25 protein-coding genes are annotated in these 25,761 nt (G+C 31.5%); 14 read left to right on the forward strand and 11 right to left on the reverse strand.

All coding sequences use genetic code 11. The features are described 5' to 3' along the window. The first annotated feature begins 46 nt into the window (after positions 1–46). From APS56_RS16210 to APS56_RS16230, 5 genes are all read left to right on the forward strand, one after another. Positions 47–2,443 (forward strand): YfhO family protein, encoded by a 2,397-nt coding sequence (locus tag APS56_RS16210; RefSeq protein WP_054730815.1) that lies wholly within the window; start codon positions 47–49, stop codon positions 2,441–2,443. Positions 2,444–2,594: 151 nt separating this feature from the next. Beyond that, a complete protein-coding gene (locus tag APS56_RS16215) occupies positions 2,595–3,875 on the forward strand; it encodes a glycosyltransferase family 4 protein (RefSeq protein WP_054730818.1) in 1,281 nt (426 codons plus the stop codon). After that, positions 3,875–5,344 carry a lipopolysaccharide biosynthesis protein gene (locus tag APS56_RS16220; RefSeq protein ID WP_054730821.1) on the forward strand — a complete coding sequence of 490 codons (1,470 nt, stop codon included), beginning with the start codon at positions 3,875–3,877 and terminating at the stop codon, positions 5,342–5,344. The genes APS56_RS16215 and APS56_RS16220 overlap by 1 nt, the downstream gene beginning before the upstream one ends. Positions 5,345–5,624: 280 nt before the next feature. After that, complete coding sequence (dnaK, locus tag APS56_RS16225; RefSeq protein WP_054730823.1) at positions 5,625–7,532, forward strand: molecular chaperone DnaK; 1,908 nt, start codon at positions 5,625–5,627, stop codon at positions 7,530–7,532. Positions 7,533–7,700: 168 nt separating this feature from the next. Continuing rightward, complete coding sequence (locus APS56_RS16230; RefSeq protein ID WP_054730826.1) at positions 7,701–8,438, forward strand: DUF6503 family protein; 738 nt, start codon at positions 7,701–7,703, stop codon at positions 8,436–8,438. 30 nt (positions 8,439–8,468) lie between these two features. Here APS56_RS16230 and APS56_RS16235 read toward each other — a convergent pair whose 3' ends face one another. Then, a complete protein-coding gene (locus APS56_RS16235; RefSeq protein ID WP_157757695.1) occupies positions 8,469–8,810 on the reverse strand; it encodes a DUF4377 domain-containing protein in 342 nt (113 codons plus the stop codon). Positions 8,811–8,919: 109 nt separating this feature from the next. Here APS56_RS16235 and APS56_RS16240 point away from each other — a divergent pair, with 109 nt between their 5' ends. Next, positions 8,920–10,149 carry a class I SAM-dependent rRNA methyltransferase gene (locus APS56_RS16240; protein WP_054730833.1) on the forward strand — a complete coding sequence of 410 codons (1,230 nt, stop codon included), beginning with the start codon at positions 8,920–8,922 and terminating at the stop codon, positions 10,147–10,149. Between the two features lie 6 nt (positions 10,150–10,155). Here the strand turns inward: APS56_RS16240 and APS56_RS16245 are convergent, their stop codons facing one another. Next, a complete protein-coding gene (locus APS56_RS16245) occupies positions 10,156–10,656 on the reverse strand; it encodes a hypothetical protein (RefSeq protein ID WP_054730836.1) in 501 nt (166 codons plus the stop codon). 175 nt (positions 10,657–10,831) lie between these two features. Here APS56_RS16245 and APS56_RS16250 point away from each other — a divergent pair, with 175 nt between their 5' ends. Then, positions 10,832–11,779: an NAD(P)H-dependent flavin oxidoreductase gene (locus APS56_RS16250; protein WP_054730839.1), complete on the forward strand. Its 948-nt coding sequence runs from the start codon at positions 10,832–10,834 to the stop codon at positions 11,777–11,779. A gap of 86 nt (positions 11,780–11,865) precedes the next feature. Further along, a complete protein-coding gene (locus APS56_RS16255) occupies positions 11,866–12,756 on the forward strand; it encodes an SMP-30/gluconolactonase/LRE family protein (protein WP_054730842.1) in 891 nt (296 codons plus the stop codon). A 573-nt stretch (positions 12,757–13,329) separates the two neighbouring features. Here the strand turns inward: APS56_RS16255 and APS56_RS16260 are convergent. Both APS56_RS16260 and APS56_RS16265 read right to left on the reverse strand, forming a co-directional pair. After that, a complete protein-coding gene (locus APS56_RS16260; RefSeq protein ID WP_054730845.1) occupies positions 13,330–13,956 on the reverse strand; it encodes a hypothetical protein in 627 nt (208 codons plus the stop codon). Positions 13,957–14,120: 164 nt separating this feature from the next. Beyond that, on the reverse strand, positions 14,121–15,533 hold the full coding sequence (locus APS56_RS16265) for a Do family serine endopeptidase (protein WP_054730848.1): 1,413 nt from the start codon (positions 15,531–15,533) through the stop codon (positions 14,121–14,123). A 178-nt stretch (positions 15,534–15,711) separates the two neighbouring features. On the opposite strand from APS56_RS16265, the gene dapF reads away from it, so the two are divergent. The 5 genes from dapF (at position 15,712) to APS56_RS16290 (ending at position 19,737) form a co-directional block, all read left to right on the forward strand. Then, complete coding sequence (gene dapF, locus APS56_RS16270) at positions 15,712–16,488, forward strand: diaminopimelate epimerase (protein ID WP_054730850.1); 777 nt, start codon at positions 15,712–15,714, stop codon at positions 16,486–16,488. Next, positions 16,485–17,009 carry a GNAT family N-acetyltransferase gene (locus tag APS56_RS16275; protein ID WP_054730853.1) on the forward strand — a complete coding sequence of 175 codons (525 nt, stop codon included), beginning with the start codon at positions 16,485–16,487 and terminating at the stop codon, positions 17,007–17,009. Before dapF ends, APS56_RS16275 begins: the two co-directional genes overlap by 4 nt. Further along, positions 17,010–18,053, forward strand: coding sequence for an endolytic transglycosylase MltG (gene mltG, locus APS56_RS16280; protein ID WP_054730855.1), 1,044 nt, complete (start codon positions 17,010–17,012; stop codon positions 18,051–18,053). Further along, positions 18,053–18,961: a DUF2279 domain-containing protein gene (locus APS56_RS16285; RefSeq protein WP_054730857.1), complete on the forward strand. Its 909-nt coding sequence runs from the start codon at positions 18,053–18,055 to the stop codon at positions 18,959–18,961. Before mltG ends, APS56_RS16285 begins: the two co-directional genes overlap by 1 nt. 110 nt (positions 18,962–19,071) lie before the next feature. Continuing rightward, positions 19,072–19,737, forward strand: coding sequence for a lysozyme family protein (locus tag APS56_RS16290; RefSeq protein WP_054730858.1), 666 nt, complete (start codon positions 19,072–19,074; stop codon positions 19,735–19,737). A gap of 7 nt (positions 19,738–19,744) precedes the next feature. Here APS56_RS16290 and APS56_RS16295 read toward each other — a convergent pair whose 3' ends face one another. The 3 genes from APS56_RS16295 to dnaA all read right to left on the reverse strand — a co-directional run bounded on the left by APS56_RS16295 (position 19,745) and on the right by dnaA (position 22,414). Beyond that, positions 19,745–20,458, reverse strand: coding sequence for an SAM-dependent methyltransferase (locus tag APS56_RS16295; RefSeq protein ID WP_054730861.1), 714 nt, complete (start codon positions 20,456–20,458; stop codon positions 19,745–19,747). A 64-nt stretch (positions 20,459–20,522) separates the two neighbouring features. Beyond that, entirely contained in the window at positions 20,523–20,975 is a 453-nt protein-coding gene (locus APS56_RS16300) for a low molecular weight protein-tyrosine-phosphatase (protein ID WP_236778438.1), read from the reverse strand. A gap of 11 nt (positions 20,976–20,986) precedes the next feature. Next, positions 20,987–22,414, reverse strand: a complete 1,428-nt coding sequence (gene dnaA / locus APS56_RS16305; protein ID WP_054730866.1) for a chromosomal replication initiator protein DnaA — start codon at positions 22,412–22,414, stop codon at positions 20,987–20,989. A gap of 189 nt (positions 22,415–22,603) precedes the next feature. Here dnaA and APS56_RS16310 point away from each other — a divergent pair, with 189 nt between their 5' ends. Continuing rightward, positions 22,604–23,002 carry an acyl-CoA thioesterase gene (locus tag APS56_RS16310; protein WP_054730869.1) on the forward strand — a complete coding sequence of 133 codons (399 nt, stop codon included), beginning with the start codon at positions 22,604–22,606 and terminating at the stop codon, positions 23,000–23,002. A gap of 1 nt (position 23,003) precedes the next feature. Here the strand turns inward: APS56_RS16310 and APS56_RS16315 are convergent, their stop codons facing one another. The 4 genes from APS56_RS16315 to APS56_RS16330 are packed head-to-tail and all read right to left on the reverse strand — an operon-like array spanning position 23,004 to position 25,684. Next, positions 23,004–23,612: an IMPACT family protein gene (locus APS56_RS16315; protein ID WP_054730872.1), complete on the reverse strand. Its 609-nt coding sequence runs from the start codon at positions 23,610–23,612 to the stop codon at positions 23,004–23,006. A 5-nt stretch (positions 23,613–23,617) separates the two neighbouring features. Next, positions 23,618–24,229 carry an HAD family hydrolase gene (locus APS56_RS16320; protein ID WP_054730875.1) on the reverse strand — a complete coding sequence of 204 codons (612 nt, stop codon included), beginning with the start codon at positions 24,227–24,229 and terminating at the stop codon, positions 23,618–23,620. After that, positions 24,222–25,226 carry a bifunctional diaminohydroxyphosphoribosylaminopyrimidine deaminase/5-amino-6-(5-phosphoribosylamino)uracil reductase RibD gene (gene ribD / locus APS56_RS16325; RefSeq protein WP_098946187.1) on the reverse strand — a complete coding sequence of 335 codons (1,005 nt, stop codon included), beginning with the start codon at positions 25,224–25,226 and terminating at the stop codon, positions 24,222–24,224. Before ribD ends, APS56_RS16320 begins: the two co-directional genes overlap by 8 nt. A gap of 2 nt (positions 25,227–25,228) precedes the next feature. Continuing rightward, entirely contained in the window at positions 25,229–25,684 is a 456-nt protein-coding gene (locus tag APS56_RS16330) for an LEA type 2 family protein (protein WP_054730878.1), read from the reverse strand. Positions 25,685–25,761: the final 77 nt, after the last annotated feature.

Genomic DNA, 25,761 nt, shown 5'->3' on the forward strand with positions numbered 1-25,761 from the left:
CAAAAATTATAACTAATTTTCACATTCATTCAATTAAAACCGTTTCATGCAATTTTCAGTAAAAAAAGTTATTCCACATTTACTTGTTTTAGTAGGTTTTGTGGCACTTTCATTAGCTTATTTTAGTCCTGTTTTACAAGGAAAAAAAATATTTCAAAATGATATTAAGCAATATATTGGAATGTCCAAACAACAGGTGGATTTTCGGGCCGAAACGGGTACCGAAACGTATTGGACCAATGGGGCTTTTAGCGGTATGCCAACCTACCAATTAGGTGCAAAATATCCTCATAATTACATAAAAGAACTGGATTTAAGCTTGCGCTTTTTACCGCGTCCCGCTGACTATTTATTTTTATATCTTTTTGGATTCTATGTGCTTTTATTAGTACTGAAAGTCGACTTTAAATTAGCTGCTTTAGGTGCATTGGCTTTTGGGTTTTCAACCTATATGATAATTATTTTAGGAGTGGGTCACAATAGTAAAGCTCATGCCATAGCTTATATGCCATTAGTTTTAAGTGGTATTTTGCTCACTTTTCAAAGAAAATATATTGCTGGGTTTTTGCTTACTACAGTTGCCATGGGATTGGAAATTGTAGCAAACCATTTTCAAATGACATATTACTTGATGTTTTTAGTAATTATTTTGGGGATTGCTTATTTGGTGGATGCATATAGAAAAAAAATATTACCTCATTATTTTAAGTCGGTTGGAATTTTGGTAGCCGCTGTTGCACTTTCTATAGCGTTAAATGCTACGGGTGTTATAGCTACTCAAGAATATGTAAAAGAAAGCACTCGTGGTAAAACGGAATTGACTATAAACCCAGATGGCTCTTTAAAAGATGTCACGTCTGGTTTAGATAGAGATTATATTACCGCCTATAGTTATGGCTATTTGGAAACTTTCAATCTTTTTATTCCTCGGTTTATGGGAGGTGGAAATGGTGAAAATTTAGGAAAAGATTCTCATACCTATGATGCATTTCGAAAATTGGGAGCAACCAGTTCACAAGCAGCAGAAGAAGCCAAGCATGCACCTATGTATTGGGGCAACCAACCTATAGTTGAAGCACCAGCTTATATTGGTGCCGTAGTCATATTTTTGTTTGTTTTTGCTTTGTTTTTGGTTAAAGGCCGTTTAAAATGGTGGCTTGTTGGAGGTTCGTTAATAGCTCTGTTATTGTCATATGGTAAGAATTTAGGATTTATTACAGACTTTTTTATTGACTATGTACCACTTTATAACAAGTTTAGAGCGGTAACATCTATTCAGGTTCTTTTGGAGCTATGTGTTCCTGTATTGGCTGTTTTTGGATTGGTACGTTTATTTAACAGTTATGAAAAAGATGAAAATAAATTAAAAGCTTTGAAATATTCTACCATTATTACGGGAGGATTGGCAGTTTTATTTTTACTTTTTAAATCGTCATTTGATTTTGTGGGACTAAGAGATGATCAATACATTCAAGCTTATGGTCCTGATTTTGTTCGGGCATTAAAAGAGGATAGAAAAGCTATCTTTACTAATGATACATTAAGAACGCTTATTTTGGTATTGCTTTCAGCTGGAACAATTTTTATGTTTTTAAAGAAAAAAATAAGCGAAACCCTATTAATAATCATTTTTTCAGCACTTATTTTATTTGATTTAGTAGGTGTTGCTAAGCGTTATGTGAATAATGATGATTTCATATCTGCCATCCAAGTCAATAAGCCTTTTCAAGCCAATGAAGTAGATAAACTTATTTTACAAGACACCTCGCATTTTAGAGTATTCGATTTAGTATCTGGCCCTTCAAAACCATCTTATTTTCATAACTCAATTAATGGGTATAATGCTGCGGAATTAAAGAGTTACAGAGAAGTTTTTGATTTTTATATTTCACGGAATAACATGAATGTGCTTAACATGTTAAATACCAAGTATATTATTGCGCAAGATGAAGATGGTAATTTATTCCCTTATAAAAATGAAGAAGCGAATGGAAATGCCTGGTTTATAGAGTCTTTAAATAAGGTTGCTGATGCTAATCAGGAAATGATGGAATTGGATAGCTTGAACAATAAAAAAGTAGCTGTAACAAGAATGGCTGATTCTAAAACCTTTAAAGTAGATTCATTGGCATCTGTTAAGGTTTTAGAATATAAACCAAATTACATTAAATACAGTACTAATAATTCCAACGAAGGTTTCGCTGTATTTTCAGAGGTTTATTATAAACATGGTTGGAATGTTTTTATTGATGGAGAAAAGAAAGACCACATTGAAGTAAATTATATATTGAGAGGGATGGAAATTCCAGCAGGTAAACATATCATAGAATTTAAGTTTGAACCAAAAGTAGTGCAAACTGGCAGTCGTATTGCTTTAGGGAGCTCTATTTTGTTTGGTGTTCTATTAGTTGGAGGGTTGATATACGGTATTAGGAAGAAGTAGTTTGTTATTTCAGTTTTTGTACCGAGTAAATTGAAAATATTTATGTTTTCTTGATTTAAAGCGTAATCTTGTTGAAGTTTATCTTAGGAGAAGACATAGGATTAAATATCATGTATAAACAACAAACTCTTTTTTTGAAAGAGTGATATAAATGGATAAAAAAAAAGCGCTCATCATTACCTATTATTGGCCACCTGCAGGAGGTCCAGGAGTGCAACGTTGGTTGAAATTTGTAAAATACCTCCCTGATTTTAATATAGTTCCAAGTGTTTATACTCCTGAGAACCCTAGTTATCCATTGGTTGACAATGGTTTGCTTAATGAGGTTTCTGAGTCTTTAGTAGTTTTAAAACAGCCAATTAGGGAGCCTTATAAATTGGCAAGTATCTTTTCAAAACAAAAAGCGAAAACTATTAGTAAAGGCATTATTTCTGAAAACAAAAAGCAATCTTTTTTAGAAAAAGCCATGCTTTTTATAAGAGGCAATTTTTTTATTCCAGATGCTAGAATAAGTTGGGTTAAACCTTCTGTAGTTTACCTTTCAAAATACATTCAAAACGAAAACATAGAAACGATAATTACTACAGGTCCGCCACATAGTTTACACCTTATTGGGATGAAGTTAAAGGAAAAATGTGCTGTGAAATGGTTGGCAGATTTTAGAGATCCATGGACTACTATTGGCTATCACAAACAATTAAAACTTACAAAGGCAGCACAAAAAAAGCATAAAACATTAGAAGCAGCTGTTTTAAATAAAGCCGACCAAATAGTTGTAACAAGTAATGTTACTAAAAATGAGTTTAGGAACATTACAGAAAGGCCAATTTCGGTTATAACAAACGGTTATGATTATGAGTCTGTAGAGCAAGTACCTTTAGACGTTAAATTTTCAATGGCGCATATTGGATCTCTACTTTCAAAAAGAAATCCAGAAGTGCTTTGGAGGGTGTTGAGAGACTTAATTATGGAAAATGAAGATTTTTCTAATGATTTTCAATTAAATTTAGTGGGGGCGGTTAGTGAAGATGTTTTAAAATCGATTTATAAAAATAACCTAAAAGCTCATTTACATACCGTAGATTATGTATCTCATGCAGAAGCAATTCAGTTTCAAAGAAAATCGCAGGTACTTTTACTAATTGAAATTGATTCAGAGGATACCAAATGTATTATTCCAGGTAAATTATTTGAGTACATGGTTTCTAATCGACCAATAATTGCTGTAGGGCCTGAAGGATCTGATGTAGAAACCATAATAACAGAAACCAATACAGGATTTTATTTTAATTATAACGAATACAAATCCTTAAAATCAACTATTTTAACGTATTATAAAGCATTTCAAAACCAATCCTTGCAATCATTCCCCATTGGTTTGCAAAAATACAGTAGAAAATCGCTGACTAAATCCTTATCAAAACTAATATAATGGGCACCGTTTTATCACAATCAATCAAAAACACTCTTACTAATTATTTGGGTATTGTAGTTGGAGCTATTAACGTCTTGTTTTTATTTACTAATTTTTTGAGTGATGATTACTTTGGGCTTATTACATTCATTTTTTCCACCGCCAATATTATGATGCCTTTAATGGCATTTGGTACACATAATACTATTATAAAATATTATTCTCGTTATAAAACTAGACAATCACAAAGCAGTTTTTTAACACTAATGCTTTTTTTGCCATTGGCAATTATTTTACCATTGGGGCTTATAGGTTATTTATCATTTAATACTATTATCAGTTGGCTATCAATTAAAAATACTATTATTAAAGATTACGCGTGGCTTATTTATATTTCAGCAGTAGCTTTTGCTTATTTTGAAGTGTTTTATGCATGGAGTAAAGTGCAAATGCAAAGTGTTTTTGGAAATTTTATGAAGGAATTATTTCATAGAATTTTTACCACCATATTATTAATTTGTTTGTATTTAGGCTTTTTAACACCACATGAATTAATCTATAGTATAGTAGGTGTTTATTTGGTACGTGTTTTAATTATGAAATTGTATGCTTTTAGTTTACGACGGCCGGTGATTAGGTTTTCAAAATTTTCAGGTTTCTGGGATGTATTAAAATATACATCGCTTATTATTATTGCAGGGTCTATTGCTAGCATCATTTTGGAGATAGATAAATTTATGCTTGGTTTCTATGTGCCCATTGAAGAAGTAGCTTATTATGGTGTTGCAATTTATATGGCATCGGTTATTGGCGTGCCAGCCAGAGCCATGCAGCAAATAACGAGTCCGTTAACGGCTGAGCTTTTAAATGATAAAAACATGGTTGAATTAAAAACTTTGTATAAACGCAGTTCATTGACTCTTTTTATTATTGGTGGTTTTATTTTTTTGCTGATTATTTTAAATATTAATGAACTATACGTTTTGCTTCCTGAAAAATATGGAACAGGCTTGTTTATTGTAATATTAATAGGAGTTTCGGAACTATTAAATAATCTTTTAGGAAATAATAACGACATACTTTTTAATAGTAATTATTATCGCATGGTGTTATTTTTAGGGGTTTTGTTGGTTATTATGACAGCGGTATTGAATATGATTTTTATTCCTTTGTATGGTGGGAATGGAGCTGCCTTAGCAACATTTATAGTAATATTTTTATATAATATATCAAAGCTATTGTTTGTTAGCTATGCATTTAAAATGATACCGTTTACTATTAATACACTAAAAACATTACTACTCATTTTAAGTTCTGTAGTTTTATTCTATTTTTGGGACTTCCCCTTTTATCCATTAATTAATATAGCTCTAAAGACACTGTTATTAGTGGTTTTATATAGCTATATTATTTATAAGTATCAGTTCTCTGAAGATATTTCTGCAGTTATTGATCGGATTTTAAATCTTTTTTTTAAGATACGCTAAGTTTTTTGTCGTTTTTAAAATTCTGAAAAGTATGACTTAGCAGAGGTGTAAAGCTTTAAAAATTATGGCTGCAAATAGTTAGGCCAGGCGTACACTACAATAATGACAATAACTATTTGAGAGAATATAAATGACAATAAAGTAGAGCTACTGTACACTGTGACTGCGACTGAAAATAAAAATAATATGACACAGTGTCAGTATTTTTTAGTTGGCATAATGATTGACTTATACAACTCGAATTTAAAAATGAACATTCAACACAATAAAAACATAAATTATGAGTAAAATAATTGGAATTGATTTAGGAACAACCAACTCTTGCGTTTCGGTGATGGAAGGTAATGAGCCTGTTGTAATCCCAAATGCAGAAGGAAAAAGAACAACGCCATCTGTTATTGCGTTTGTAGAAGGAGGCGAGATTAAAGTTGGTGATCCAGCAAAACGTCAAGCAGTAACTAACCCAACAAAAACGGTTTATTCTATAAAACGTTTTATGGGAAATAAATTTACTGAATCAAAAAAAGAAGTAGATCGTGTACCATATAAAGTAGTAAAAGGAGATAATGATACACCTCGTGTGGATATTGATGGTAGATTATATACGCCTCAAGAATTATCGGCTATGATTCTTCAAAAAATGAAGAAAACAGCTGAAGATTATTTAGGAACTACCGTTAGTGAAGCAGTAATAACGGTGCCTGCTTATTTTAACGATAGCCAACGTCAAGCTACTAAAGAAGCGGGTGAAATTGCCGGTTTAAAGGTTAGAAGAATTATTAATGAGCCTACTGCAGCAGCATTGGCTTACGGTTTAGATAAAAAAGGAAAAGATCAAAAAATAGTGGTTTTTGACTTTGGTGGAGGTACCCATGATGTATCTATCCTTGAATTAGGTGATGGTGTATTTGAAGTATTATCTACTGATGGTGATACCCACTTAGGAGGAGATGATGTTGATGAAAAAATCATTAACTGGTTAGCCGATGAATTTAAGGCTGAAGAAGATATGGATTTACGTAAAGATGCTATGTCTTTACAGCGTTTAAAAGAAGCGGCAGAAAAAGCTAAGATTGAATTATCATCTTCTGCACAAACAGAAATTAACTTGCCTTATATTACGGCTACTGCAAGCGGGCCAAAGCACTTAGTACGCACGCTTACAAAAGCTAAATTTGAGCAATTAATTGATGATTTAGTAAAGCGTACCATTGAGCCATGCCAAACAGCTTTAAAAGCAGCAGGATTAACTACAAAAGATATTGATGAAGTTATTTTAGTAGGAGGTTCTACTCGTATTCCTGCGGTTCAAGCAGCAGTAGAAAAATTCTTCGGAAAAGCACCAAGTAAAGGAGTTAACCCTGATGAAGTTGTTTCTTTAGGAGCAGGAATTCAGGGTGGTGTATTAACTGGAGATGTTAAAGATGTATTGCTTTTAGATGTAACACCTTTATCTTTAGGTATTGAAACTATGGGTAATGTTATGACGAAACTTATTGAGGCTAATACAACCATACCTACTAAAAAATCACAAGTGTTTTCAACAGCGGCAGACAATCAACCATCTGTAGAAATCCATGTATTACAAGGTGAACGAGCTATGGCCGCCGATAACAAAACAATTGGGCGTTTTCATTTAGATGGGATTCCACCAGCAAGACGAGGTACGCCTCAAATTGAAGTAACTTTTGATATTGATGCCAATGGTATTATCCATGTAACAGCAACAGATAAAGCCACTAATAAAACACAAGATATCCGTATTGAAGCATCTTCAGGATTAACTGAAGAAGAAATTCAAAAAATGAAAGCGGATGCTGAAGCAAATGCTGAAGCTGATAAAAAAGCTGTAGAACAAGCTCAAAAATTAAATGAAGCTGATTCTATGATTTTTCAAACAGAAAAACAATTAGAAGAGTTTGGAGATAAATTATCTGAAGATAAAAAACAACCAGTAGTGGAGGCTTTAGAAGAATTGAAAAAAGCTTATGAGTCTAAAGATTTAGCTCTTATAACTCCAGCTTTAGATAAAATAAACGAAGCATGGAAAATAGCTTCCGAAGAAATGTACAAAGCACAAGCTGAAGCACAACAAGGTGGAGAAGCCGGGCCAGGACCAGATGCAGGTGCAAATAGTCAAGATGAGTCTAGTGATGTAGAAGATGTAGATTTTGAAGAAGTAAAATAATTTGTCATACTGAACTTATTTCAGTATTTCATAAGTTAATAAAAAAACGCAACCATTAATGGTTGCGTTTTTTTATGCATAGTTTTAGGCATGTTAAATACTATCATTTTTAAGTTGATATAGATTTGTTTATTTAAATTTGACTTGAATCTATAAATTTTCTTTAATATGAAACTTTTAGTATCTGCTTTTTTATGTGTACTATTTTTTTCTTGTCACGAAACCACAAAAGATACAGCAACTGATATTGTAAATGATGCCATTGTTGAAGCAGGAGGGACTGCTTTTGAAACCTCTAAAGTGACTTTTGTTTTTAGAGATAAATTATACCAAGCCACACGAACTGGTGGTTTGTTTAAATTGGAGCAGCAATTTGTATCAGAGGGAGATACCATACATAATGTGCTAACCAATACAAAATTTACGCAATTTGTTAATTCTAAGGAGCAAGTATTAAATGATACTCTGGTTTCTAAATACAAGAATGCTTTAAATTCCGTTCATTATTTTTCGGTACTGCCTTATGGACTAAACGCTGAAGCTGTGAATAAGGTAGTTATTGGCGAAGTAGAAATTAAAGGAGACATCTATCAAAAAATTAAAGTCACTTTTAACGAAATTGGAGGAGGTGATGATTTTGATGATGTGTTTATGTATTGGTTTCATAAAGAAAAGAAAACCACTGATTATCTTGCTTACAAATATCACACGAATGGCGGAGGGATACGTTTTCGCGAAGCTAAAAATGTAAGACGCATCAATACGTTACTTATTGCAGATTATAATAACTACAAGCCAAAAACGAGTGATATTGATTTTTATAATATAGATCGGCTTTTTAATTCAGGTGAATTGGAATTGCTTTCCGAAATAAATTTAGAAAACGTCCAGGTTGAAATTTTATAATTTTTGTGTTAGCACAGTAGTAGTACACGGTTATTCATCAAGTTCTTTGCTAATCACCCTGTTAAGAATATACTTCATAGAACTTCCATCAGCAGGAGGATTATCAATATTTATTTTAATAACACTAATTCTGTAAATATAACCTGTTTCGTATTGTTCATCAAAATCTTGTATGCTATCATATAACAAATGCCAGTTGGCTTCATCAATAATGCTGCTTTCCTGAACTTTATAACAAGTTTGTTCTGCCTCACCAATACAGTCTATGCGTTCAGAGTCCACCCAAAGTGATACCGTAGCATCAGAATCATTTGTAGAACATGAAAGATTTAAAAGAATTAGCAGGCTTAAAAGTATGGAGGTCTTTTTCATATTGGAATTTATTTTAAAGATTAAAAATATTAAAAAAGGTTGCGTTTGATTGGTTACTTTAATTTTAATCAAATTAAAACCATACTTTTGAACCGTATTAAATTTATATATGTTTTTTTCATCTAAAATAAAATCAAAATACAATCCAAAACGTTTAGCGGTAAAACTAAACTCTAAAGGCGAGCAGTTTGTTTTAAGTGGCCATCCGTGGGTGTTTTCTAATAATATTACTAAAATAAATGAGGATGCTAAATCGGGCGATTTAGCCATAATTTTTAGTAAAAACAAAAACCGTGTGGTAGGCTTGGGCTTGTTTGATGCCAAATCTCCCATTCGGATTAAAATGCTACATAGCGGATTTGAAAAAGCAGAAATCAATGAAGCTTTTTTTAAGGAAAAAATTAAAGAAGCTTTTGCTAAACGCATACCATTATTAAAAATAAATACCAATAGCTACCGTTTGTTGTTTGGCGAAAACGATGGTTTTCCAGGATTGATAGCAGACGTTTATGCACAAGTTTTAGTTGTTAAAATTTATTCAGAAATTTGGTTGCCTTATTTAGAAATGATTATTCCTAGTTTACAACAGGTTTCCAAAGCAGAAACTGTTGTTTTGCGTTTAAGTAGAAGTTTGGAAAATTCTAAAACACATCAAATTCAAAATGGCGAAGTGGTTTATGGAACTTTAGATAAAGAAGTTGTAAAGTTTGTAGAACACGGTGTTAATTTTTCAGCTAATGTAATTGTAGGTCATAAAACGGGTTATTTTTTAGACCATAGAGCCAACAGAAAACAAGTAGGCGAGTGGAGTAAAGGAAAAACTGTTTTAGATGTGTTTAGTTACGCAGGTGGATTTTCTGTACATGCTTTGTATAATGGAGCAAAACAAGTTACCAGTTTAGATATAAGCAAACACGCCTTAGAGATTGCTATTGAAAATGGTAAGTTGAACCGTTATACAGGCGAACACAAAACGATAGTTGGTGATGCTTTTGAGGTATTAAAAAATCTTATAAAAAAAGGAGTGACTTTTGATGTTGTGGTCATAGATCCTCCTAGTTTTGCAAAACAGGCTTCAGAAATAGATTTAGCTAAAAAGAAATATGCCCAATTGGCAGAATTAGGCGAAAAGTTAACCGCTAAAAAAGGCTTATTAGTTTTAGCATCCTGTTCATCTAGAGTGGCATCTCAAGTTTTTTTTGATATTAATAGTCAAACATTGGCAGGAACTGGACGGTACTATAAGATGATTCTTCAAACGAGTCATGATATAGACCATCCTATTGGGTTCCCTGAAGGTGCTTATTTAAAATGTGGGTATTACCAATTTTTAGAATAGTTGAATTTAAATAAACTCACCTTGTTTGTTTGTTTTTACAGTAAGTATAGAATCCACGTTTTTAATTTTGATTCTGTACTCTTGTTTTAAATCATCCTTATCGCTATTAAAGTTAGCAACATAAACATCTTCAATAATACTGTAATTTGGATATTTTTCAGCAACCGCTTGCATGACTGCTAAGGGCAATCGGATGTTTTTGTATTTTTCAAAGGTTTTAATAATTTTTCCCTCTCTATTAAAAGATGCAATTATTTGTCCTTCAGGAATTTTAAAAGTTACATTATAAATGTCTTTTTTAGAATCGTAAAGGTTGGATATTTCAGAATGATCATAGTTTAGTAAAGCTTCCTCTAATTTTTTGATGTAATTAATTGAGTTTTCATTAACAACAGAATTGATATAATCTGAATGCGCTGAAATTATAGTTTCAGGGAGTTCAACAGTTTGTGAATGCATGAAGACAAAGCTGCCTAAAGCTAATATGCTAAATATTATTTTTTTCATAATCTGGAGATTTTAGTTAATTGTTAACCAAAATTAACTATGCGTGCATAATAAAAAAATGATAAAAGTCATATTGTCAGATATTTATGCGTTTTTTCTATGTTAAAATCTTAATCCATTGATTGTTAGGTGTTATGCGTGCATAATATTTAGTATATTTGATAAACTTATTTTTATGACCACAACATTAACTGCATTACTTAAAATAAAGTATCCTATTATTCAAGCTCCTATGTTTTTGGTGTCTAATGTTGATATGGTTGTAGAAGCTATGAAATCAGGTATAGCTGGTTGTATCCCTGCATTGAATTATAGAACTTTAGAAGAATTAAAGGCTGCTATTAAAGCATTAAAAGCAGCTAAAGTAGCGGGAGGTTCATTTGGTTTTAATTTAATCGTAAACAAATCTAATGTAAAATATAAAGCACAATTAGAAGTGATTTGTGATTTGGGTTGTGATTTTATAATTACGTCATTGGGGAGTCCCGAAGAAACTATCAAACAAGCACATAAAGCAGGTATTAAAGTATTTTGTGATGTGGTAGATTTAAAATTTGCTCAAAAAGTGGAACGTTTAGGAGCCGATGCAATTATAGCTGTAAATAATCAAGCAGGTGGGCATCGAGGTACTATTTCTCCAAAAGATTTAATAACCAATTTGGTAGCAGAGTGTGATATTCCAATTATTTCAGCAGGTGGTGTAGGAAATAAAAAAGATATCGATATTATGCTAAGCTATGGTGCAGCTGGAGTTTCTGTTGGAAGTCCGTTTATAGCCTCTGTGGAAGCTGGTGTCACTAATGAGTATAAGCAAGCTTGTGTGGATTATGGTGCTAAGGATATAGTTATGACAGAGCGAATATCTGGGACACCATGCACCGTTATTAATACACCTTATGTTAAAAAAATAGGTACTAAAGCTACTTGGTTGGAGTCGGTTTTAAACAAGCATAAGATACTTAAAAAATGGGTTAAAATGGTCAGGTTTAGTATTGGTATGCGCGCAACTGAAAAAGCAGCTAAAAAAGCCACTTATAAAACGGTTTGGGTAGCAGGCCCTAGTATTGAGCAAACTACCGAAATTTTGCCTGTAAAAGATATTGTAAAGCGTTTGATTTATTAGTACATACATTTTGCTTTTTTTACTATGATTTAGTAGCTATAATCTGTATTTTTATTGTGTTTAATTTTTAAAAAATAATCAGCATTATGTGGTGTAAATTGTCAGTGTCTTTAAGTTTTATATTTCTTCTTTGTGTTTCTTGTGGAAAAAATAAAAAACAAGCAAACACAGAAATTGTTAGAGAAACCAAGCAGCCAAGTTTGGAATTACTTTGGCAAACAGATTCCTTATTAACAACTTGTGAATCTGTATTGTATGATAAAGCTTCAAAAACGATTTATGTGTCTAATATTAATGTTGGTCCATGGGATAAGGATGAAAACGGCTTTATTTCAACTATAAATACTAATGGAGACATTACTGAACTAAAATGGTTGGAAGGCGGTTTAAGTGCGCCAAAAGGCATGGGGATGTTTAACGGAAAATTATATGTAAATGATATTGATGATTTGGTTGAAATTGATATTAAAAAAAAGCAAATTTTAAATAAGTATACTGTGGCAGATAATCCACAGTTAAATGATATTACTGTAAGTTCAGATGGTGTGGTTTATACTTCGGGTTCCAATTCCAATGCGGTACATAAACTTGAAAATGATGAGGTGCGTTTAGTTGCCAAAGATTCATTAGGAAGAATGAATGGTTTGCTATGGGAAAATGATATCTTGTATTATCTGAACTTTAAAACCAATGTTTTGGGAACTTTAAATTTTGATACTAAAACGTTTAATGTTTTAACTGAAGACATAGAACAAGCTGATGGTTTAGTACGTTTGGAAAATGGAGATTTTATTGCTTCTGGTTGGTCCGGACAGCTGTTTTATATCCATGCTAAAGATTGGACAAAAACCTTATTATTAGATACGCGTGATGAAGGGGTTTATGCCGCTGATATTGATTATATTCCAGAAACACAAACCTTGTTAGTTCCCACCTTTTTTCATAATAGGGTGATGGCTTACAAGGTGAATTTTTAATTGTATTTTATACTATTTAAAGGTTTATTAAAAATGCATTTAATAGTTTAGTGTGCGTTTTTTTTGGGTTGTAAATGATATATAAAATATCAAAAAAAAGCTTAAATTCTATGAGTCATTGTCTTAGCTTAACAAGGCGTAAGAATAGAACTTAAATAGTAAGATTGTTTTTTTTATAATTAAATTAATAGAAGACTTTTTATACTAATACTTATGAAACTTTTTTTGAACTTAAAAGTTGAATTATATTTTATTGATTTAGGAAATAAAGAAGACTATTATAAAGAAAAGAGGATGATAACAATATTTAATTAAGCGATACATTGCATTAACGATTGCAGCCCTTCCACTTCTGCTGAGGATATACTTCATTTTTTTGTACAACTAAAATTATATTGGATTATTAAATTTTAAACCTTCTGTTTTGTTGTTAAGAAATTACATGTGTATAAAATCAAAAAAAATATATAGCGAAAAGCGTGTTAAAATGCCCAAAACATTAAAATAATTTCATAAAAAAACCACTTCAAAAAAGAAGTGGTTTTAAATAGTATTTGATAAAATAATACCTAATTATTTTTTTGTTTTTTGTTTGTTTATTTCGTCTTGCAGTTGGCGTCTTACTTTTTGTTCGCGTTCTAAGGCTGTTTTGCGGTGTTCGTCAAATTCTTCTTCAATTTCAGCAAGATTGAGCTTTGCTTGTTTGGTAATGGCGTTGCTGTTTTTAAACTTATAAATAAAGAATAGTAGCAAGCCTAATAAGCCAGCAATAATAGTCCACATAAGCACATTGTAGTTGGTTTTACTCATTTGCATTCCAAACAATGACATGCTGTCTTTTTCGTTATTTGTTTGCTCTAAATTGTTTTGAGTGTTTGCTAAATTTGCCTTTAAATCTGATATTTCTTTGGTTTGGCTATCCACTACTATTTGAGTATCTACCAAATCTTTACGAATGGTTTTTAAAGAATCAATAGTATGAGCACGTAATGTAAGAAACATGCTAAGCCTTACTGCTTCATACATCTCGCCATTTGTACCTCTAAAATTTCCAGATTTTCTTAAAATGTATTCAAATTGATTGTCAATCGTACCACTGTTTAATGATAGTTTATCTTCATCGGCTCCAGTTTGTGAAAATCCAGAAAAAGAGACAGTAAATAGGGTGGCTACAAAAAGCAATAGTTTAATAGGTTTCATTTAAGATTGGTTTATTTTGGTTGCTAAAATTTACGCAATTTATAAAATAATGTTTAGATGTCGCATTTTTTATATAAAAAGCCTCACGTTATGTGAGGCTTAATTATATACGAAGCGAAAAATAATTTAGATGTTTTTTAATGAGTTTCGCTGAATTTTATTTTTTATCTAAAATTGTAACGTTCTTTTTCGCCGTGTTCATTAATAATTTCGATGCGTAAAGGTTCATTTGGCGAACTGTTATCTAAAATATTTTTAGCATCATCAACAGAATTTATTTTGGTGTCGTTTATGGCTGAAATAATAGTACCAGGTTTTACACCATTGTTTCTCCAATAGTCCGCATATTTTTCGTTTAGCTCTAATATTTTAACACCATTGGAAGCTTTATATTTCTTTAAATCTTCTTTTTTAGCATTTTTAACTTGACCTACTAGTGGAATAATTGTGGTTTCATTTCTTGCTAATTTTACAGGAATGGTTTTTATATCACCATTACGAGAAAAGGTTACTTGTACAGTATCATCTGGACGTTTGGTACTTAAATGACCACTTAAATCAGAAAACTTAGAAATTTTAACATTGTCAATTTCTTTGATAATGTCTCCTTTTTTCAAACCTGCTTTTTCAGCACCAGAGTCTTCCACAACACTATCAATATAAAAGCCTTGAGTGTCTTCAATGCCAATAGTTTCCGCAGTTTTACTATTTAAAGAGCCACCCATAACGCCAAGAATACCATTTTGTACATTCCCGTATTCCATAATGTCTTCAATAACTTTGCGAGCTATATTGCTGGGTACAGCAAATGAATAACCGATGTAAGAGCCTGTTTGAGATGAAATAGCGGTGTTAATTCCAATAAGTTCACCATGAGTGTTAACCAAAGCACCACCAGAGTTTCCTGGGTTTACAGCAGCATCCGTTTGAATAAAAGATTGTGAATATGTTCCGCCACTTAAATCTCTAGATTTAGCACTAATAATACCTGCTGTGACAGTAGAGGTTAAATTAAACGGGTTACCAACGGCTAATACCCATTCTCCAATTTTAGCTTGGTCGGAATCTCCAAATGCAGCATATGGTAATTCTTCATCGGCTTCAATTTTTAGTAAGGCAATATCTGTTTTGGCATCTGAGCCTATGATTTTGGCATCGTATGTTTTATTATCGTTTAATGTTACCGTGAGTTCTTGAGAGTTATTAATAACATGGTTGTTTGTTATAATATAACCATCGGGTGTAATAATAACACCAGAACCAGTACCAACTTGTGCTTGTTGAGGATTTCTACCAGAAAAGAAATCTTGAATGGTCATTTGTCTAGACCGCATAGACGTATTCTTTACGTGAACAACAGAATGGATACTGTTTTCTGCTGCTTTGGTAAAGTCTGGAGTTTCGTACGCTTTATAAAGTGCGTTACTTGCATTATTTGTTGGCAAAAATGTTGCTGTTGGTGATTCGGTATTTGAAACCGGTGCAGGGGTTTCTTTTTCTAAAAATAGTTTATATGAACCTAAAGTTAAAATACCACCTAATGCTGAAACTAATACTAATGTTGCAAATTTTTTCATTGTGTGTTATAATTAATATGTGTTTTTAGTTAAAATAATATGGATGTTATTTTTAATTAACGATTAAAATTAAATATTTATTGAATGGCCTGTTATGTTTTAACGATTTTTAACGCCCACTTTAACGACTTTTAACAACAAAAAAAATAGTTAAATATTCCTATATTTGTGCTTCTATATGAAACAGACTTTTTACAAATACCAAGGAACAGGAAACGATTTTGTGATGATTGATAATCGTCAACAGATATTCGACAAAAATGATACCAAACATGTGGCTTTTTTATGTGACAGACGTTTTGGCATAGGAGCTGATGGCTTAATTTTGTTAGAAAATCATGATACTTTAGATTTTAAGATGGTGTATTACAACGCCGATGGAAATGAGAGTACTATGTGTGGAAATGGAGGCCGCTGCTTGGTTGCTTTTGCAAAACAATTAGGAGTGATTACAGACACTTGTTCTTTTGAGGCCATTGATGGATTGCATAACGCTTCTATAGAAAATGGGATTGTTAAACTTCAGATGCAGGACGTTGATACGGTTGAAAAATATGATAATCATGTTTTTTTAAATACAGGTTCGCCCCATCATGTGCAATTTGAATCAGATATAGAAGCATTTGATATTAAAATAAAAGGATCAAAAATTAGATATGGTGCCCCTTATAATCAAGTAGGGACAAATGTGAATTTTGTAAAACAATTAACAGATTCTCATTTTAAAGTGAGAACTTATGAGCGCGGGGTAGAAGATGAAACTTTGTCATGTGGTACAGGTGTTACTGCTGTTGCTATTGCTATGCATTATATAGGTAAAACGAAAAAAAATCATGTTAAATTAAGTGTTCAAGGAGGTGAATTGCATGTAACATTTGATTTTGAAAGTGGTTCCTATAGTAATGTTTGGTTAATTGGTCCGGCATCTTTTGTTTTTAAAGGTGAGTTAGTATGATGACACTAAAAGGGGAACATATATACTTGCGTGCTTTAGAACCGGAAGATTTAGAGTTTATTCACGCGGTTGAAAATGATGAAACTGTTTGGGAAATTAGTAATACAATTACTCCTTATTCCAAATTTTTAATTAAACAATATTTAGAAAATGCTCATAAAGATATTTATGAAGTCAAACAATTACGTTTAGTTATTTCTACCTATGATAATCATACGATTGGTTTAATAGATTTATTTGATTTTGAACCTAAAAGTAAACGCGCAGGCATAGGTGTTTTGGTTAAAAACGAAGACAATAGGCAATTGGGCTACGGAAAAGAAGCGCTTAAATTGTTAGTTAATTATTGTTTTGTTCATTTAGGATTACATCAATTGTATTGTAATATTTCAGAAGAAAATGATGTGAGTATAAAATTGTTTAGCAATCAGGGTTTTAAAAATGTAGGCCTTAAAAAAGATTGGAATTTTATAAATGGTATTTATAAAAATGAATATTTATTTCAACTTATCAATAATTAAATGTACCTCAAAAAAATACTTGTTGCCGTTGCGCTGATTGGTTTAGTAGTTGCCGCTTATTTTTCATATTATGTATATTCGGCTATGTTCAAGCCTAATACAGCTTTTAATAATGATAGCGCTTTTATTTATATTCCAACCAATAGCACATATGATGAAGTTCGTAGTCAGTTAGAACCTTTATTAAAGGACATACATACTTTTGATGCTCTTGCAGAGCGCAAAAAATATGTTACCCATGTAAAGGCAGGAAAGTATGTTGTTAAAAAAGGAATGAATAATAATGATATTATTAATTCTATACGAATTAACAACATGCCAATAAAATTGTCTTTTAACAATCAAGATACATTAGAAAAATTGGCAGGCCGTATTGCAACTCAAATAGAAGCAGATAGTCTTTCATTAATAACAGCCATGAAGGACGCGTCTTTTTTTAAAGATGTAGGATTTTCTAAAGCTACAGCTTTGGGAATGTACTTGCCAAATAGCTATGAGTTTTTTTGGAATACTTCTGCAGAAGAATTTAGAAGTAGAATGTTAAAAGAATACAATCGATTTTGGAATGATTCTAGAAATGCAAAGGCAAAAGCTGTTGGTTTATCTCGTGATGAGGTAATTGCGTTAGCGTCCATTGTTTATGAAGAATCTAAACAAGCCAGTGAACAACCGCGTATTGCGGGTGTTTATATGAATCGGTTACGTATTGGTATGCCCTTGCAAGCAGATCCAACACTTAAATTTGCAGCCTATCAGTTACCAAAATATAAGAATACGGTTATAAAACGTGTTTTAAATATTCATAAAGAGATTGTATCACCTTATAATACTTATAAAAATACGGGGCTACCGCCAGGGCTAATTGCTATGCCTGATATATCTGCCATTGATGCCGTTTTGAATTTTGAGAAACATGACTATTTATATTTTGCAGCTGATGCCAAGCGTTTGGGGTATCATAAATTTGCTAAAACTTTGTCGCAACACAATGTAAATGCAAGACAGTACCACCGCTACTTGTCATCTCAAGGGATTAATAGGTAATGAATCTATTATTTAAATATATTCTTTCTATTATTTTATTGCCTTTTATATCAGTTGCTCAATCTAAAGTTAATTCGTTTTTAACACCGAGTGATACCTTATATAAAGCACGAACAAATTTTGTAGTTGTTACAGAGGCAACTATGGCAAGTATTACCTTGCTTGGTTTGGATCAACTTTGGTATCAAGATTATCCACGTTCTAAATTTCATACTATTAATGATAATAATGAATGGTTTCAGATGGATAAAATGGGACATGCTTTTACTTCTTATCAATTAGGAAGGTTTGGTGCTGATATTTTAAATTGGAGCGGTGTAAAGAAAAAGAATCAATTAATTTATGGAGCAACTTTAGGGTTTGGTTTTTTGACGGCAGTGGAAGTTTTAGATGGTTTTTCAGAAGAATGGGGTTTTTCTTGGGGAGATATAGGAGCCAATGCGGCTGGTACTGGACTGTATGTTGGTCAAGAATTACTTTGGAAAGAGCAGCGCATTGCTTTAAAATTTTCTTTTCATCGAACAAAGTTTGCCGAACAGCGTCCTGATAAACTTGGGGATGGTTTTTTAGAAGAAATTATAAAAGATTATAACGGTCAAACCTATTGGTTGAGTGCTAATATACATTCATTTTTTAAGGATAGTAAAGTCCCAAAATGGTTAAATATAGCAATAGGTTATGGGGCTGATGGTATGCTTTCTGGTGTGGAAGTTATTGACAATCAAATGTTAACAACTAATAATAGGGTGTCGCAATTCTATTTTAGTTTTGATGTAAATTTGAATATGATCAAAACAGAGTCAGCTTTTTTAAGGTCTATTTTTAGTGTTTTTGACATGGTAAAAATACCATTTCCAACCTTAGAATTCAGTCAAAATAGGTGTGTATTTCATCTATTCTACAATTAAAGTAAACACATAATCGATTAATTTTGAAATAATTAAAAAAAAGACTAATTTTGCACGCTGAAATTTCAAGAGGTGTTTTGTATTAAAATACTTCTAAAAAATTTAAATTTATGAGAAAAAATATTGCAAGTTATTTTACTTTATCTCTTACAATATGTATTCTGTTGTATGTTTCGCTTTCATCAAATAAAGCGATTGATTTAGGTAAATACTCAACTAAGGGCTTAGTATTAAATTACACAGTAAGCCAGAGTGATAGCATTATGAATAATGACGAGTCACCTATCAGTGTAAACAAATTGTTATCTCCTAATTTGGGGAAATCTTTTGTGGGTTTTAAAGAAGCATTGGCATTTAAGGAATCTGGAGGTAATTATTTTACAGTCAATACCTATGGTTATTTAGGTAAATATCAATTTGCTAAGGAAACCTTAAAACTTATTGGTGTTTATAATACTGAAAAGTTTTTGAATAATCCAGCTCTTCAAGAAAAAGCTTTTATTGCAAATGCAGAGCGTAATAAATGGATTTTAAGACGTGACATTAGAAATTTTGTAGGAAAAAGAATTAATGGTGTTGTTGTTACTGAATCAGGGATTTTGGCGGCAGCTCATTTAGCAGGTGCAGGAAATGTAAAGACCTATTTAAGAAGTTACGGTGTTGATATTTTTGAAGATGGTTACGGCACAACTGTTGAATACTACATGAAACGTTTTTCTGGTTATGATACTTCATTCTTGAAACCAAATAAAAAAGCGAAAGCAACTTCAATGTAAAATAATATCATTCTTTATGAATAATAAATATGGTAGGTCTTTTATGAAGGTCTACCATATTTTTTTTCCATTCGATTGCTGTTTGTGTTTTTATAAATTCAGTGGGCAATGTAATGTCGCAGGCTACTGAAATAAGGGTGTTATTTTCTAAAATGTTACCTAAACTTTCCAACATTTTATTGTTTCTATAAGGTGTTTCTATAAATATTTGTGATTGATTTTGCTCAAATGAAAGACGTTCTAATCTTTTTATTTCATTTTTTCTTTCATTACTTTCAATAGGTAGGTAGCCGTTAAAAGCAAAATTTTGTCCATTAAAGCCGGAACTCATCATAGCCATTAATATAGAAGAGGGTCCTACTAATGGTATGACTTGAATGTTTTTTTGATGCGCTAATTTAACTATTTCAGCACCAGGATCTGCTACGCCAGGGCATCCTGCTTCAGAAATGAGTCCAACATCTATACCTTTCAAGCATGGTTCTAAAAATTCAGGTAATAAAATACGATCTGTAAACTTATTTAATGGAAATAATTCTAAACTTGATTGTTGTTTTTTAGGAGTGATTTTTTTTATAAATCGTCTGGCTGTTTTTTCATTTTCAACAATGTAAGTATTAATCAATTCAATGATTTTTTTTACAGAAATAGGCAGTACCTCTAAAGGTTCATTGTCGCCAAGGGTTGTAGGTATAAGGTATAATTTGCCTGTGGTTTTCATTTGAATTGATATAAATAAATTGAAGAAGTGGTTATAAAAATACAAAATGTTATATTAATAACCATCAAATAAGCTTTTTTGAGATAATTTCGCAAGCTTCATCGAGCATTCTGTAAACATTTTCAAAACCTTTGTTGCCTCCGTAATAAGGATCGGGGACGTCATAATTTTGATTTGGGTAAATCTCATTTAGAATAAACTTAACTTTAGCAATATCATCGTTATTTTTAGCGAGTTTAATAACGTTGTTATAATTAGAAGTGTCCATAACATAAATTAAATCAAATTTTTCAAAATCAGAAACATTGAATTGACGTCCCTTTAAATTTGAAATATTTAATCCATGTTTTTTAGCAACTTCTATTGATCGTTCGTCTGGAGGATTTCCTGTGTGGTAATTGGCTGTTCCTGCAGAATCAATAATAAATTTGTCTTTTGGAAGTTTAGATTTTAAAATACCTTCGGCAAGGGGAGAACGACAAATGTTTCCCAAACAAACCATCAGAATTCTAATCATTATATTAAATTTTAAATAGAAAGTTTTTTAGTAATATCTTCAACATACTTTCTGAATTGTTTATCTGTTGAAGACAAATTGTCAACTGTTTTGCAAGCATGGAGTACAGTTGCATGATCTCGTTTTCCTATTTGAGAACCAATACTGGCCAAAGAAGCTTTTGTGAATTTTTTAGCAAAAAACATAGCCAGTTGTCGAGCCTGTACAATATGACGTTTTCGAGTTTTAGATTGTAGTGTACTGATATCCATTTGGAAATATTCAGATACTGTTTTTTGTATGTAATCAATAGAAACTTCGCGTTTGGTATTTTTAACAAATTTTTCAACGATTTGTTTTGCTAAATCAATGGTAATTTCTTTTTTGTTAAAAGAAGATTGTGCTATTAACGAAATGATAGCGCCTTCCAACTCACGAACATTGGTTTTAATGTTTTTGGCAACATAATCAATGATGTCTTCTGGCATTTCAACGCCATCACGATACAATTTATTTTTTAAAATAGAAACACGAGTTTCAAAATCTGGATTTTGTAATTCAGCAGAAAGTCCCCATTTGAAACGAGATAGTAAGCGTTGTTCAATATCCTGCATATCAACAGGTGCTTTGTCACTGGTTAATATAACTTGCTTCCCATTTTGGTGTAAGTGGTTAAATATATGAAAGAAAACATCTTGTGTTCCAGATTTTCCTGATAGAAACTGAACATCATCAATAATCAATACATCTATAATTTGATAAAAATGTATAAAATCATTTCGGTTGTTTTTCTTTACTGCATCAATATATTGTTGAGTAAATTTTTCAGCAGAAATGTATAAAACTGTTTTTTCTGGATATTTATCTTTAATGTCAACACCAATAGCATGCGCTAAATGTGTTTTACCTAAACCAACACCTCCAAATATTAATAATGGATTAAATGATGTTCCTCCAGGTTTGGAAGCTACAGCTAAACCTGCACTACGAGCTAACCTATTAGAGTCTCCTTCTAAAAAATTTTCGAAACTATAATTAGGGTTTAACTGCGATTCAATTTGTAAATTTCTGATACCAGGGATTACAAATGGATTTCTTAGCTCAGGATTTTTATTATTAAAAGGAACATCTACTTCTTGAGATTTGACAGCGCTTCTATTTGAACTCGGTATTTTTTCTGTAAACGGTTGTTTGTTGCCGTAGGTGTTTTCCATTTTAATAATGTAAACAAGTTTGGCAGTTTCTCCTAACTCTTTGGTTAATGAAACCTTTAGAATCTTAACATAGTGCTCTTCAAGCCATTCGTAAAAGAATTTGCTAGGTACTTGAATGCTCAAAGCATTGTCAGTAAGTTTAACTGCTTTTATTGGTTCGAACCAAGTTTTATATGCTTGCGGTTGGATATTATCCTTTATGAATTCAAGACAGTTATTCCATACCGATTGCGCAGTTACACTCATTAATCTAAATTTATGGTTTATTTGTTACTTAGTTTCAGTAGATCAATAAAAATGTCTACTCCCGTTTTTAGTGTGGCAAATATGTGAACAAAAAACTTAAAAAAAAAATGATTTACTATTGAATTTTTAGAAATTTTTCCTCATGTTTAACCTGTAGTCCAATCTACAAAAAAAATATTAAAGTTTACTATGAAAATCGATAAAATACAAATAAGAGTGAGGTACGGTGAAACAGACCAAATGGGGGTTGTTTATCATGGTAATTACGCATTATATCTTGAAATGGGGCGTATTGAGTGGTTGCGCAAATTAGGAATTTCTTATAAATCTATGGAAGAAAATGGTGTCATGTTGCCAGTAGTTTCTTTAGTTATAAACTATAAAAAATCAGTAGGTTATGATGATGTAATTAATGTTAAAACTCAACTAAAAAAAATACCTACTTCTAAAATTGAATTTGAGTACGAAATCACTAATGAGACTGGAGAAATTTTAACAACTGCAGAAACTACTTTGGTGTTTTTAGATAAGAAAACTAATAGACCAATAAGACCACCTCAATATATCTTAGAAGCCTTAGAGAGATAGTTTATAATTTTCTTATATTGATTTCATACAGTTGGTTGAATGTTGTGAAAACAGATTCAGTTTCGTTTTTTCTAACTGAAATAATTATTTGGCAACTTAATTCTAATTTTTGATTGGTAATATTTAAGTTTTTCTCTTTGATAATTCGCATGACTGTATTCATGTTTTTGTATTCAAAAGAAATTAAGTAATCTATGTTAATTGTTTTTTCAATGATTTGAGATTGTTCTAAAACCATTTGTGCTGTAGTTTTATAGGCATTTATTAAACCGCCAACACCTAATTTTATACCTCCAAAATAGCGAACAACTACAATTAAAATATTGGTAACATCAAATGATTGAATTTGTCCGTATATTGGCATGCCTGCTGTATTGTTAGGTTCGCCATCATCATTGGCACGGTATATTAAGGTTTCAGTACCTAATTGATAAGCGTAACACCAATGTCTGGCTGAATGATGTTCTTTTTTTAGCTTTTCTAAATAGTGCTTGACTTCATCTTCATTTAAAACGGGAAATGCAAAGCCATGAAATTTACTATTTTTGTCTTTGAACAAAACGGGCTCGGTTGATGTTTCAATAGTTTTATATGTATCTTTTTCAATCAAAAGAATTAAAATAATTTGTTTTTGGTTTTAAATAGCGTAGTTACATCTTCAGTTTCTGGTTTTATATGCCAAGTTGCAAATTTTAAATTTGTAGCTGTTTTTATATTGTCAAGGTTGTCGTCAATAAAAAGACATTCGTTTGACTTTAAATTATTTTCATTCAAAACAAATTCAAAAATAGCATTATGAGGTTTTCTTAAGTTGATTTCATGAGATAAATAAAAAGCATCAAAGCAGTTTTTAAAATCGTCATAAAAAGAAACATTTTCTTTTATCCAATTGATATGAAGTTCGTTTGTGTTACTTAATAAAATGAGTTTGTATTTTGAAGAGGCTTTTAGGTGTTTTATAAATTCTAAGCGATGTTTAGGGAAATCTTTCAGCATAATATTCCAAACATTAATTAAGTTATCATTTGAAAGTTTTGGGAAATTCTCAGCATAAAACTCAAGGAATTCATCTGTTGAAATTAATCCTTGTTCATAGAGGCTATTAAAAGCTGTCATTTCTTCTGAAAGTGTATTGATATTAAAAGTTTCTAAAGCATATTTATGGGCGCCTTCAATGTCTAAATTGATAAAAACATTGCCAAAATCGAAGATTAAGGTTTTAATCATTTTTGTATATTTTAAGTATATCTGTTGTTATTTTTTCTTCGGAGTTTGATTGTTTGGGTAGTAAAGGAGCCTTGGTACCATCTTTAAATTGTATAGTTCCAATAAATACTCGTGCTTCGTCCCAAAGATTTTCATTTATAAATGTTTGTAATGTTTTTGCACCACCCTCAATAATAATAGAATTTATATTTTCTTTAAATAAAATATCGCAGATTTGTTTTGCTATATTTTTAGTGAAATCAATGTTGCTATTGGTAATAGAAATGGTTTTGCTTGTATTATTAAAAACGGCCAACTGTTTTGATAGTTTTTCTTTTTGGTCTATAACAATTCTAATAGGATTTTCTCCAATCCAATCTCTAGTTGTTAGGCTAGGGTTGTCTTGTAAAATAGTATTTGTACCTACCAAAATAGCTTGTTCTTCTGCACGCCATTTATGAACCAATTGTCTGGAAAACCTATTGGTAATCCACACTGGTTTTTGTTCGTTTTTTGTTAATGGTGCTATAAAACCATCTGTGGTTTCAGCCCATTTTAAAATGATATAAGGGCGTTTTTTATTGTGAAATGTAAAAAAGCGTTTAAGGTGGTTTTTGCATTCTTTTTCTAAAATACCAACAATAACATGGCAACCAGCATTTTTGAGTTTTTCAATGCCCTTTCCTGCAACTTTTTCATGTTCATCAATGCACCCTATTACCACAGTAGGAATGTTGTGTTCAATAATGAGGTCACTACAAGGTGGTGTTTTTCCAAAGTGTGAGCAAGGTTCTAAAATTACATAAATTGTCGATTCTCTTAATAATTTTTTGTTGGATACAGAATTTATAGCGTTTACTTCTGCATGATTTCCACCGTACTTACTGGTAAAGCCTTCTCCAATAATTTTATTGTTATGTACAATAATACTTCCAACCATGGGGTTTGGGCGCGTTGTTCCTAGGCCATTTTTAGCAATTTGAATGCAACGTCTTATGTAGATTTCGTGAGTATTCAAATTCAAAATTTAATATTTATATATTCTGTTTTATTAATTGAGTAAATATGAGAGAATCCAAAAACAGTGTATTTTATATCACCTTTATATTGCACTTTTACTTTTTTACTAAATATACTGCCTAACAATCCACTTAAATTTTTGTCACTGTAAAGGCTATCTGTGGGGATATGAGTTTTAATTGGTATTGTAAAATCTTTTTTAGCTGGTACAATAAAATCTTCTGTTGATACTGTTGCCATTTTATGGTCATTGATATATACTTTGATTTCATCGGTTTTTAAAGAGCCTCCAATCACATTAGGATTCGAAAATAATGCATCGGCAGTTATTATAACATGTTTAGAAGTGTGTTCAAATACTTTTAAATTTTCAACACTAATAAATTGAGGTTTTTCACTTACTGAACAATTTAAAACAGTGAGACATATTGTTGATAAGATTATAAATCTTTTCATTATGGGGTTTTTTTGATTTGATGTATCTTCACAGATTCTAAAATGAAGATTTTAAACAGCGGTAAAGATACTATAGT

The organism is Pseudalgibacter alginicilyticus (assembly GCF_001310225.1).
GTDB lineage: Bacteria > Bacteroidota > Bacteroidia > Flavobacteriales > Flavobacteriaceae > Pseudalgibacter > Pseudalgibacter alginicilyticus.